This window comes from Pseudoxanthomonas winnipegensis (genome assembly GCF_004283755.1).
Classification (GTDB): Bacteria; Pseudomonadota; Gammaproteobacteria; order Xanthomonadales; family Xanthomonadaceae; genus Pseudoxanthomonas_A; species Pseudoxanthomonas_A winnipegensis.
Genome location: NZ_SHMH01000002.1, coordinates 479916 through 492598, shown reverse-complemented (window position 1 = coordinate 492598; position 12683 = coordinate 479916). Strand labels below are relative to the sequence as shown.

Annotated in this window: 6 protein-coding genes; 2 read left to right on the top strand and 4 right to left on the bottom strand. The window is 70.5% G+C overall.

Translation table 11 applies throughout. The features are described 5' to 3' along the window. Position 1: 1 nt before the first annotated feature. The 4 genes from EAT51_RS05545 to EAT51_RS05530 all read right to left on the bottom strand — a co-directional run bounded on the left by EAT51_RS05545 (position 2) and on the right by EAT51_RS05530 (position 8162). Complete coding sequence (locus EAT51_RS05545) at positions 2–1390, bottom strand: APC family permease (protein WP_130514874.1); 1389 nt, start codon at positions 1388–1390, stop codon at positions 2–4. 89 nt (positions 1391–1479) lie between these two features. Further along, positions 1480–4674, bottom strand: a complete 3195-nt coding sequence (locus EAT51_RS05540) for a TonB-dependent receptor (RefSeq protein WP_130514872.1) — start codon at positions 4672–4674, stop codon at positions 1480–1482. Between the two features lie 174 nt (positions 4675–4848). After that, positions 4849–7179 carry a beta-N-acetylhexosaminidase gene (locus EAT51_RS05535; RefSeq protein WP_130514870.1) on the bottom strand — a complete coding sequence of 777 codons (2331 nt, stop codon included), beginning with the start codon at positions 7177–7179 and terminating at the stop codon, positions 4849–4851. After that, positions 7176–8162, bottom strand: coding sequence for a glucokinase (locus tag EAT51_RS05530; protein ID WP_235872339.1), 987 nt, complete (start codon positions 8160–8162; stop codon positions 7176–7178). The genes EAT51_RS05535 and EAT51_RS05530 overlap by 4 nt, the downstream gene beginning before the upstream one ends. A gap of 828 nt (positions 8163–8990) precedes the next feature. On the opposite strand from EAT51_RS05530, the gene EAT51_RS05525 reads away from it, so the two are divergent. After that, positions 8991–9998 carry a hypothetical protein gene (locus EAT51_RS05525; protein WP_130514868.1) on the top strand — a complete coding sequence of 336 codons (1008 nt, stop codon included), beginning with the start codon at positions 8991–8993 and terminating at the stop codon, positions 9996–9998. Continuing rightward, positions 9998–12676 (top strand): glycerol-3-phosphate 1-O-acyltransferase PlsB, encoded by a 2679-nt coding sequence (gene plsB / locus EAT51_RS05520; protein WP_130514866.1) that lies wholly within the window; start codon positions 9998–10000, stop codon positions 12674–12676. Before EAT51_RS05525 ends, plsB begins: the two co-directional genes overlap by 1 nt. Positions 12677–12683 lie beyond the last annotated feature (7 nt).

Genomic DNA, 12683 nt, shown 5'->3' with positions numbered 1-12683 from the left:
CTCAGTGCTCCTCCAGATAGCGTTCTTCGATGCGCAGCGGCGCGAACGGCCACGATGCCGTCTTCCTGGCCCAGACCAGGAAGGCGACGATGCCGGCCAGGATCCACGCGCTGGACAGCAGCAGCGACAGCGTCGAGGCCGACACGTAGACGAAGATCCATCCCGCCGCCGCGACCACGCACGGCAGCGGATACAGCCACTGCCGATAGGGACGCTTCAGGCCCGGCTGGCGCCGGCGCAGGATCACCAGCGCGGCGATCTGCGCCAGCGACTGCACCAGGATGGTCGCGGTCAGCAGCATGTTGATCACCTCGCTCAGATCGAAGAAGGTGCCGACCGCGGTCACCACGCCCATCACCAGCAAGGCCACGTGCGGAAACCCATGGCGGGCATGCAGGCGCCCGAACACGGCCAGGAACACCTTGTCCTGCGCCGCCTGGAACGGCACGCGCGAACCGCCGAGCAGCCCGGTGAACACCGAGGCGAAGGCCGTCACCACGATCAGCACCGTCATCACCGCGGCCGCCAGATGGCCCCAGCTGCGCTCCACCACCAGCGAGGCCACCGAGGTGGACCGCGCGATCTCCTGCCAGGGCGCGGCGCCGAGCACGCTGATGTTGAGCACCAGATAGATCAGCATCATCGCCACCACCGAGATGATGATCGAGCCGGGCATGGTGCGGCCCGGATCGCGCAGCTCATCGCCCAGGTAGGCCGTGGTGTTGTAGCCCAGGTAGTCGTAGATGCCGATCACCAGACCCGCGCCCAGGCCCAGGAAGAAGCGCCGGCCGAAGGCATCGGGCGGAAAGCCGAACGCATGGGCCGGGTCGAAGTCGGAGAATCCCGCCGCCGCCACGCCGGCCACCGCGACCAGCATGATCACCCACAGCCCGATCGTGATCGCCCGCACCGACTCGATGCGCCGGTACAGCAGCCAGACCACCAGCGCCGTGGCCGCCAGCCCGATCAGATGCGCCGGCCACCAGCCTAGCCCGGGCAGGAAGTAGCCCAGGTACTGCACCAGCCCGATGATGCCGGTGGACATCAGCAGCGGGATCGCCAGCAGCATCGTCCAGATGAACAGGAACGGCATCAGCTTGCCGCTGCGGTACTGGAACGCCTCACGCAGATAGACGTAGGTACCGCCCGAGCCCGGCATGGCCGCGCCGAGCTCGGCCCAGACCAGGCCGTCGGCCACCGCCAGCAGCGCGCCGGCGATCCAGCCGACCACCGCCTGCGGGCCGCCCAGCGTGGCCACCATCAGCGGGATGGTGATGAACGGCCCGACGCCGCACATCTGGGTCATGTTGAGCGCGGTGCCCGAGAACAGGCCGATGGAGCGGTGGAAGCCGCCGCCCTGCCCCGCCTGGGGCGCGTTGTGGTCCTGCATGCATCACCTCTTCCAGGTCTTGGGCCTTCCCGTTTCCCGCTGCCGGCCCGCGAGCCGGCAGCGCCTCAAGCCACGCGCACAGCGCGCGCTCACCACTGGCCGCGCACGCCGAAGGTGAACATCCGCTCGGAGAAGTTGGAATGCGCCGGCTGGTCGGGCCAGACCAGGTAGTACTTCTGGTATTCGTTGGTGAGGTTGGTGGCGTTGATCACCAGCTCGGCGTACTTGCTCAGCTTGTAGGACACCGAGGCGTCCAGATACTTCTGCGGCGCCTCGTAGAGCTCCATGCCGGTGATGCCGCCGATGCTGTCGCCCACCGCGCGCCGCGAGCGGTAGTTGTAGGCCAGGCGCGTCTGGAAGGCGCCGTCCTGGTACCACAGGATCAGGTTGCCGGACTTGGTCGAGTTGTCCTGGAACGGGATCTTCTTGCCGGCCAGGTCGCGCTCGCCCGAATCGCTGGGCGCATAGGTCGCGTTGACCTCCACGCCGGTGTTGGCCAGCAGGCCCGGCAGGAAGGTGAAGCCCTGGCGGTAGTCGAACTCGGCGCCCTGGATGCTGTTGCCCGAGCCCTGCACCGGCTCGGTGATCACGATGCAGTGGTTGCGCACCACCCCGTCCTCGTCGGGCAGGGTGCAGTTGGTCACCGAGCCGTTCTTGATGAAGCTCTCCATGTTGATGCGGAACAGCGCCAGGCTGAGCATGCTGCTGGCGTTGATGTAGTACTCCAGCGAGGCGCCGTAGTTGCTCGAGCGCCACGGCTTGAGATCGGGGTTGCCGCTGGACTGGCCGCTGGAGACGCGGAAGATGGCCCCGTCCGGCGTCTCCATCAGCGAGTAGTCCAGCTGCAGGCCGCCGCCCCAGGTGCTCAGGTCCAGCGGCATCATGTTCTTGGAGTAGGCCAGGCGCAGCTTCAGCCCTTCGGTGATGTCCAGCGAGAAGTTGGCCGCGGGCAGCACGTCGGTGTAGCTGCGATGGGTGGTCTCGGTGCCGGCGAAGACCGGCTCGTCGCCATAGGCGCCCGGCGCGCCGCCGAGGTACTGGGTGACGTTCAGTCCGGTGCGCACCACGCGCACGCCGACGTTGCCGCTGTACGGCATCTGGCCCAGGTCGCCACCGAAGTCCAGCTGCAGATAGCTGGACAGCTCGTGCAGGCCCACGTCCCAGGTGGTGCCGGGCTCGCCCACCTTGACCGTGCCCGGATACAGCGACTGCCAGTAGTCGAGCGGATTGATCATCGAATCCGGATTGATCGCCCAGAAGTTCAGGCCCGAACCGAGCAGGTTGTTGTACTTCTTCCACGCCCGCGACAGCGGCGCGGCCGTCAGCGGCATCTGCAGCGCCGACAGCGAACCGGCGCGGAAGTAACCCTGGTCGTTGCCGGCGGTACACGCGCCGCTGTCCAGCACCACGTCGGCGCCGACGTAGCGCACCAGGCAGCCATTGGGATCGCTGGCGCCCATGCCGGCGTAGACCGGCGCCTCCAGCGTCCAGCCGCGATTGCCGGCGTTGCGGATGCTGTTGCGCACGCCGAACTGCAGCACCAGGCCATCGTTGAAGTGCAGCTTGCCGTCGAAGCGCAGCGCGTTGAGCGCGACCTGCCGGTCGTAGTCGCCGGAGGATTCGAGCGTCTTGAGCGACCAGCCGTACGGGTTGGCGAACTGGTCGGCCAGCCCCTGCGGCAGGCCCATCTTCAGGTAGCGCCCGCGGAAGTCGGCCAGCACCGGCACCGTGTTCTGCGCCATGCCGTTACTGTTGAACACGCGGTTGCCGCCCAGCTGCGCCGGGTAGACCATCGTGCCCGGCGGCACCGCATCGTCGGGCACGCCGTCCATCAGATGGTTGGGCCACAGCGCGCCGTCGGAGTTGGAGATGTTGACGTCGGTCTCGATGCTGGACTGCGTGGCGCTGGCATGCAGGCCGCGCAGGCTGCCGGTGAACAGCCCGCCGTTGTCGTAGTCCAGCTGCAGGTTGAAGTTGCGCGCGATCGAGTCCTTCTGCGCGATCTCCGAGAACGACTCAACATCGCCCGGCCACTTCTGATACACCTGCGTGGTGTACATCTGCGAACCGGCCCAGTCCGGATCCGGCGTGCCGTAGGCGCCGGCGACCGCGCGCCCGGTGTCGCGCGAGACATTGGGCACGTAGGTGGCGCCCTGCCAGTTGGTCGAGTTGAACTGGATGCCGGCGATGGTGTTCCACTCGTGCTGCTGGGAGTAGAAGAAGTCGCTGGTCAGGTTGAAGCCGCCGCCCAGATCGGCCTGGAAGGACAGGTTGCCGGACTTGCGCTTGCGCCGCGTGGACTGCTGCCACAGGTTGATGTCCTGGCTGCCCATGAACACGCCGTTGGACTTGCCGTCGCCGTTGACGTCCACGGTGCCGTCGGCGTTCTGCACGATCTGCGAGGGAATCGGCGCGCCGTTCCACGGCGTCAGGAACCCGTTGTAGCCGCCGGCGCTGGCCGCGTTCTCGCCGTTGAGCACCACGCCGTACTGGTCCAGGCCCTCGCGCGAGTTCGAGCGCGTGGTGTCCGAGTAGTCGACCGACGCCAGCACGCCCCAGTGGTGGTCGTCGTTGTAGGAGATCAGCCCGTTGGCCTCCGGCCCCCAGCGCCGGCTGCTGGTGCCGCGCTCGCCATTGGCCGAGTAGCTGTAGGTGAAGCCGCTGGGCAGGTCCCAGGGCCGGTAGGTGTGCAGGTCGATGGCGCCGCTGATGCCCGAGGCGGTCTCGTTGGCGGTGGCCGACTTGACCACGTCCACGCCCTGGAACAGCGTCGAGGGCAGCATCGTGAAGTCCGGCTGCTGCGAATCGATCTGGTCGGCGGTGATGAACACCTCGCCGTTGAGCATGGTGCCCACCTGCGGCAGGCCGCGCACGTCCACCGAGGTGCCCACGCCGGCGTCGCGGTTGATCTGCACGCCGGTGATGCGCTGCAGGGAGTCGGTGATGGTGGTGTCCGGCAGCGCGCCGATGTTCTCGGCGGTGATGCTGTCCTGGATGTTGGCGGCGTCGCGCTTGACGTCGATGGCATGGGCCTGCGACTCGCGCACGCCGGTGACGGTGACCGCCGTGAAGTTGGTGACGTCGGGATTCTTGCCGTCCTGGTTCTGGCTGGATTTCGGCGTAGACGCCGCGGCGGGCGTCGTGGCCTGCGTGGCGTCGCTGCGCGTGTCCTGTTCGCCTGATGCGGGATCGGTCGGTGCCGTAACGGCCGCGGCCGGCAGCGCGGCGAACAGGGACAGGGTGACGGCGATGGCCAGCGGATGGATGCGGTGAGCGGTGGACATGAGCATTGACCTCGTGATGGTGGCTTGGCAGGCGCCAGGAAGCCGAGGTACTGCAGGGATGGGAGGGACCGGGTCGCGCAGTCCTGCGCGGGAGACGATGAAAGTCCTGGCTTGCCTCTGGCCGCGCGCGAACGGCGCGACGGCGGCGCGGCGTGCGCCGCGCGTGCGCCGCCGTTATCCGGAGAACAGGATCTTGGCCAGCGCCCACTGGCCCAGGCGCGGATCGCCCGTGGCGAAGATGCACAGGTCCTGGCGACCGGCATCGGGGAGGATCAGGTCGGCCTCCAGCAGCGCCAGTCCGGAGGACTGCGCCTTGTGGTCCAGCGGCAGACGCGCCAGCAGCGGGCCATCGCAGCCGCCGGTATGCAGCTCGAATTCGCCGTCGGGGCTATGCCGGCGCCGCACCACCGCGCCCTTGGCCTCGTCGCCGAAGCGCCAGGTCACGCGCCCGGCCGCCAGCGCCACGCGGCGCGCGCCGTCCAGCGGCGCCTGCGGCCAGCGCCAGCAGGCATTGCCGATGTCCACCGAATAGACCGTCCCCGACGGCGATGCGCCGGCCCGCACGGTCCCGCTTAACCGCGAGGGCGGCTCGCCCGAACACGTCGCCAGCGCACTGCCCGCACGCGTGCGCAGCGCCTGCCGGTCGACCTGCTGACGGCGCACGCCGGTGAGCGACTGGCCGTACGCATCGAAGGTCGCCACGCGCAGCGTCGTGCCCTGGGCGAGCAACAGCGGCGCGGTGTACAGCGGCGCCTGCGCGTCGGGCGTGCTGCCGTCGATGGTGTAGTGGATGGCGCCGGCCTGGACCTGGTTGGACACGACCGCACGCACGCGTCCATCGGCCTGCGCCTCGAGCGCGATGACGGGCGCGAAGGCGCTGTCCGCATCGGCGATGCCCAGCGCGCGCTCGCGCGCCAGCGTCGCCGGCAGGCGCGCCAGGAAGCCATTCCAGTCGTGGCTGCTCGCCGGCGACCAGGCCAGTTCGGCCAGCGCCGCCAGGCGCGGGAACAGCGCGTGCTGGACGTGGGCGAAGCTCGGCATCTGCTCGGTCCACAGCGCGCCCTGCACGCCGAGCACGCGCTGTGCCTCGGCCTGGCTGGCCCCTTCGGGAATGACCGCCGTGTCGTAGGCCTGGCGCAGGCTCACCACCGGCGGCGGGCCGGGCCATTCGTCGGCCAGCGCGGACTGCACGTGATCGAAGTACAGCGACTCCTGCGGCGCGATCACGACCTGGTGCCCCTGCCGCAGCGCGGCCAGGGCCACGCGCTCGTGATCCTGGCCGTGCCAGGACATCACCACCTGCGAGTCCGGGAGCGCGACGCCGGACTCCACCGCGTCGTCCCAGCCCACCGGCACGCGTCCGCGCCGGCGCAGCTGATCGGCGATGCGCGCCATGAACCAGCCCTGCAGCTGGTCGCTGCTGGCCAGCCCCAGCGCCCGCCGCTGCGCCTGCACCGCGGGCGAGGCATCCCACTGCGCGTGGTCGGCCTCGTCGCCGCCGAAGGAGACGTAGCGCGAGGGGAAGAGCTGCGTCGCATGCGCCAGCACGGCATCGACGAAGCGCAGCGTCCGCGCGTTGGGCGCCAGCAGCCAGGCGCTGACGCCCCAGTCGGTCCACACCGCCGGGCGGCGCCCGCTGACGCCCAGCCACGGATAGGCGGCGATGGCCGCCTGCGCATGGCCGGGCATGTCGATCTCGGGCACGACCTCGATGTAGCGCCGCGCGGCGTAGCGCACGATCTGCCGGACCTGCGCATCGCTGTAGCTGCCGCAGTAGGCGCCGGCGCGGTCGGCTGGCTCACTGCCGTCGGCGGCGGCCGGGCGGCAGGCGCCGATGCGCGTCAGTTCGGGATAACCGGGCACCTGCAGGCGCCAGCCCTGGTCGTCGGTGAGGTGCCACAGCAGCACGTCGAGCTTGGCCAGCGCCATGGCATCGATCAGGCGCTCGATCTCGGCCACGCGCTGATAGTGGCGGGCCGAATCGAGCAGCAGCGCGCGCCAGGCGAAGCGCGGCGCATCGTCGATCGCGCCCTGCGCCACCGCCACCGCCGCACCGCGCGCGTGGCCGGGCGGGGTGAGCAGCTGCCACAGCGTGGTTTCGCCGTAGAACGCGCCACGCGGCGTGCGCGCCTGGACCAGGATGCCCCGCGCCTCGACGCGCAGGCGATAGCCGGCCTCGTCCAGCGCGGCGCGCGGGTCGATGACGATGCGGATGGCCGGCGCCGCGCCGTGCGCGCCGGCCACGCGCAGGCGCGGGCCACCGGTCGCGTCGAGCAGCTGCAGCAGATGGTCGGCGAGGAAGCGCGCGTCGCTGGCGTCGGCCCCCTCCACCGCCAGCGCGGCGCCGTCGGCGACCTCGAACGTCCCGGCGCCGGCCGGCACCACCTGCGCCGGCGCCGGCAGCAGCGGCCAGGGCGTCGCGACGTGCGCGGCGGCGGCATGCCCGGCCGCGCACCCGCCGAAGGCGATGCACAGCCGCAGCAGCGCCGCGCGCAGGCCGTTCATGCGGCCTGGCCGCCGGAAGGAAACGCGGGCAGCCCCTTGTCCAGATACCAGCGGGCCGCGCCGAGCACACCGTTGCGCCCGTGTTCGACCACCCACACCGGCACCGGCGCCAGCAGGGTGCGCGCGCTGCGGCCATGCAGGAAGCGCAGGTGGAAGGCGCTGCGCGCCAGTTCGGCCTGCATCGAGGACAGGAAGCCGCCCGCCAGATACACCCCGCCGGTCGCCATGAACGCCAGGGCCAGGTCGCCGGCCAGGCCACCGAGCGCGGCGCAGAACATCGACACGGCCTCGGCCGCCTGCGCATCGTCCTGCGCGGCGGCGGTCACCGCCTCGGGCGCCTGCAGGCGCGGCGCGACGCCATCCAGCGCGCACAGCGCCGTGTAGAGCGTCAGCAGGCCGCGCCCGGACACGATCCGTTCGACCTCGACATAGCCGCCCTGCGGCGCCAGTTCGCTGAGCACCGCGCGCTCGCGCAGCGAATGCGCCGCGAACGCCATCTGCCCCGCCTCGGTGGTCAGCACCACGCCGCCGGCCGCACCCGGCAGATGGACGACCGCGCCCAGGCCGGTGCCCGGGCCGATCACCAGGACCGGCCCATCGCCGGCGACGGTCGGCCCACACAGATGGCGGCGCTGCTGCGCGAAGCCTTCCAGCGCGTAGCCCAGCGCCTCGAAGTCGTTGAGCACCGCCACATGCTCCAGCCCCAGCGCCTGGCGCAGGGCGCCGGTGCCGATCGGCCAGGGCAGGTTGTCGTTGACGACCTCCTCGCCGACCAGCTGGCCCGCGCAGGCGAGCACGCAGTGGCGCACCGGCTGCTGGGTGTCGGTATCGAGAAAGGCGCGCAGCAGCGCGGCCAGCGAAGGGAACTGCGCGCAGGGGTAGCTGCGGTAGGCCAGGGTCTCGAGCCGGTGGCCCTCGCCGGGCAACGCGCGCATCAGCGCGACCCGCGCATGGGTCCCGCCAATGTCGGCGGCCAGGAACACGGAGCTCCCCCGATCCACCGACCGCATCGATGCCGTGACCACCATGCCGTGTTCCCCAACAGGCCCCGGCGGAGAGATTAAGCACCACATGACACCGGTGTCAACGACGGATGACGCGGCCGTGACCAGGGGCGAGCGCGGCCCGTGCCGACAGCAGCGCGGCCGGGCACATCGAGCGCAGGCAAGTTGCTGGGGGAAGGTGTCGCCGGAGGGCTGCAACAGCACTTGGGGGTGCGTGGCACGCTCCGGATCAGGCCAGCTTCGCGGACCCGGCAGCGCCGTGGGTTAGCGGAGAGACGCTCGGACTGCCAATCGGGTCGAGGCATCGACTTCGGCACGCGCTCCAGTGTAGATATTTCAATTTAAAAACAATCACTTAAGTAAATATAATTAAAGTATTGCATTGCCTCTATTCAGCGGTTAGGCTGTGCGCCGTCCGGCCCCTGGGCTGGAGTGTTGCCACAACCGATGTCCTCCGGGCCCGACCCGGATTTTCCAGGCCCGTGCGTCGTCATTCGACCGGGCCTGTTTTTTTTGATCCCTCTGCCGATCGAGAGATCGGACGCCGCGCGGTCTCTGGGATAGGCAGCGGGCAAGACACCGCCTGTAGAGCGGAGCTTGCTCCGCTGGGGCCTTCCCGATGATCCGGCCGAAGAGCAGCGGAGCAAGCTCCGCTCTACAAGGAGCACGCGACGTATCGCCCGGCCGGGTCGAGGCGGGTGGCCGGCTTCGCGCGACGGCAAGGTTTTGGGCGTGTCCCACCCCCCCCGCGTGTTGCCCGCAGACACATGCAGCGGCCAAGATGCCCCCCACCTGGAGAGAACCCCCATGCCTCGGGCCCTGCGCATTCCCGCCGCTGTCCTTGCCTGTGCCCTGGCCGTCCTGGCCGCGTGCCAGCGCTCGCCCAAACCGGTGGTCGACGACCGGCCGGACGGCCCGGCCGCCACCGTGCGTCACCTGGCCGCACAGCTGCGCCAGTACGACCTGGCCGGCTTCGCCCGCGATGCCGTGCCCGCCCAGGACTACCAGACCTTCGCCGCCGGCTGGGCCGCCGGCGCCAGCCGCTGGCCGCTGAGCGAACTGCCCCTGCCCGAACGCCTGGTGCCCATGCTGGCCGCGCTGTCGGCCAACGACGCCGAACGCCAACTGGGCATCGACTACGACCGCAACCTCGCCGGCCAGGTCACCGACCTGCGCAACGCCGCGCAGACTCTGGGCCTGTTCATCGGCCAGTACGTGCGCAGCCAGGGCGAGTTCACCCCCGACCAGCGCGCGCACTTCGGCCAGGTCGTGCCGGCGCTGACCGCCTGGGCGCAGTCCGCCCCGCTGGCCGACGCCCCCCGCGCCCACACCGCCCTGCGCACCCTGGTGCCGGCCGCGCGCGCGACCGGCATCGACTCGGAGGCCGACCTGACCCAGGCCGGGATGGCCGGCGCGCTGACCCGGCTGGATCCCTTCTTCGCCGCGCTCGGCGGCGTGCTGGCCGACTACGGCCTGTCGCTGGACGACAGCCTGGCCAAGCTGGAAGTCGGCGAGGTCACCCAGGAAGGCGACCTGGCCAAGGTCGCGGTGACCTACCCGCTGGCCGGCAAGCCGATCCAGCTGACCGTGACCCTGCGCCGCCAGGACGGCCACTGGTACGTGGCCCACTACATGGACCAGGCCGCGGCCCTGCGCAAACGCCTCGAACAGCAGGCGCCCACCGCGCCCGAAGCGCCGAACGCGCCGGCGCCCGAGGCGCCGTCCCCCTCCGCACCGCCGGCGTCCTCGCCACCGCCGCCGGACGGCAAGGTGGCCGGAACGGTCACCGGGGCCGGCAACGGCCATTGGGCATAATGACCGCGATGCCTGACCAGAACCCCCTGCCCTTCCCCGAAGACCCGCGTCCCGAGCGCGAGGACGCACCGCCGGCGGAGGCGGCCGACGCCGCGGCGCCCGCCCCCGCGCAGCTGCCGGTGGCGGTGTCCGCCCCGATCGGCCGCAGCGGCAAGACCCCGCTGTGGGCACGCCTGCTGCACAAGGTGGTCGACCCCTGGGTCGAGCTGGACATCGAACCCGAGGCGCCGTCCACGCTGCTGGACAGCCGGCCGGTGTGCTACGTGCTGGAAGACTACGGCCTGTCCAACGCCCTGATCCTGGACCGCGCCTGCCAGGCCGCCGGCCTGCCCTCGCCGCTGCTGCCGCTGCCGGTGCCGGGCGACCCGCTGCGGCGCAAGCGCGCCTACCTGGCCCTGTCGCGGCGTATCGCCAGCTCGCTGATCCCCGAGGCCGGCAGCACCAAGACCCATTCCGATTCGCTGGCGCGCCTGCTGCAGGCGCACCGCACCAACCCGGCGCTGGACGTGCAGCTGGTGCCGGTGTCGATCTTCGTCGGCCGCGCGCCGGACAAGCAGAGCGGCTGGTTCGCGGTGCTGTTCTCGGAGAACTGGGCGCTGGTGGGCCGGTTCCGCCGCCTGCTGGCGATCCTGCTCAACGGCCGCAGCACCATCGTGCGCTTCTCCGCGCCGGTGTCGGTGCGCGACGCGGTGGCCGAGCAGCTGCCACCCGAGCGCACGGTGCGCAAGCTCTCGCGCGTGCTGCGCAAGCACTTCCACCGCATCCGCGAATCGGTGATCGGCCCGGACCTGTCCACCCGCCGCCTGCTGGTGGACCAGGTGCTGGCGGCCGAGCCGGTCAAGGAAGCCATCGCCGACCAGGCGCGCCGCGACAACTCCAAGCCCGAGGAGGCGTGGAAGAAGGCCCACGCCTACGCCTGGGAGATCGCCGCCGACTACTCCAACCCGGTGGTGCGCTCGGCCAGCTTCCTGCTCAGCCATGTGTGGAACCGCATCTACGCCGGCGTGCTGGTGCATCACCTGGACAAGTTCAAGGACGCCGCGCCCGGGCACGAGATCGTCTACGTGCCCAGCCACCGCAGCCACATGGACTACCTGCTGCTGAGCTACCTGCTGTACGAACGCGGCATCGTGCCGCCGCACATCTTCGCCGGCATCAACCTCAACCTGCCGGTGGTCGGCACGCTGCTGCGCAAGGGCGGCGCGTTCTTCGCCCGGCGCTCGTTCCGCGGCAATCCGCTGTATTCGGCGGTGTTCACCGAATACATGGCCCAGCTGGTGGCCGGCGGCTATTCGATCGAGTACTTCGTCGAGGGCGGGCGCTCGCGCACCGGCCGGCTGCTGCCGCCCAAGGGCGGGGTGATCTCGATGACCGTGCGCGCCTACCTGCGCCAGCCGCGCAAGCCGGTGCTGTTCCAGCCGGTGTACATCGGCTACGAGAAGCTGATGGAGGGCAAGAGCTACCTGGACGAGCTGTCCGGCCGGCCCAAGCAGAAGGAATCCATCTGGGGCCTGCTGTGGTCCATCCCCAAGGTGCTGCGCTCCAACTTCGGCCAGGTGGTGGTGAACTTCGGCGAGCCGATCGAGCTGACCGACATGCTGGCCCGGCACGCGCCGGAATGGGACGGCAAGCCGCTGCCCGAGGACGACAAGCCGCGCTGGCTGTCGGACACCGTCGATGCGCTGGCCACCACCATCAACACCCGCGTCAACGCCGCCGCCGACGTCAATCCGATCAACCTGCTGGCGCTGGCGCTGCTGTCCACGCCCAAGCACGCCATGGCCGAGGCCGACCTGATCGCGCAGATCGAGTTGAGCAAGACCCTGCTGGCGCGCCTGCCGTACTCGGACCGCGTCACCGTCACCCCGCACAGCCCCGAGCGGATCATCGCCCACGGCCTGGACATCAACGTGCTGCGCCGCATCTCCCATCCGCTGGGCGATGTGCTGGACGTGGTCGACGAAGACACCGCGGTGCTGCTGAGCTACTACCGCAACAACGTGCTGCACCTGTTCACCGCCGCGTCGTGGATCGCCTGTTGCTTCCAGAACAACCGGCGCATGGCGCGGTCGCGGCTGATCGCGCTGGGCCAGCAGCTGTATCCGTTCCTGCAGGCCGAGCTGTTCCTGCCGTGGACGGCCGAGGAGTTCGCCTCGCGCATCGAGCACACCATCGACGTGTTCATCGAGGCGCACCTGCTCGAGCAGAACCTGCCCCCGACCGGATCGGGGGTCAACGACGACGATGGCGGCGTCCTGCAGCGCAACGCCGGGCAGACCGACGAGGTGTTCCGCCTGCGCGCGATCGGCCACTCGCTGCAGCAGGCCTTCGAGCGCTATTACATCGCCATCTCGGTGCTGGTGAAGAACGGCCCCGGCACGCTGGGCGCGGCCGAGCTGGAGAGCTTGTGCCAGCAGGCCGCCCAGCGCCTGAGCCTGCTCTACGCCCCGGCCGCGCCGGAGTTCTTCGACAGGACGCTGTTCCGCGGCTTCATCCAGAAGCTGCGCGAGCTCAAGCTGGTGTGGCCGGACGAGCACAGCAAGCTGCTGTTCGATGCGCGCCTGGATGCGTGGGCGCGCGACGCCAAGGTGATCCTGGGCCGCGAGCTGCGCCACACCATCGAACGCGTCAGCCCCGAGGCCGCGCGTCCCGAACCGACGCCGGCGCCCTCCGAATAAGGCCAGC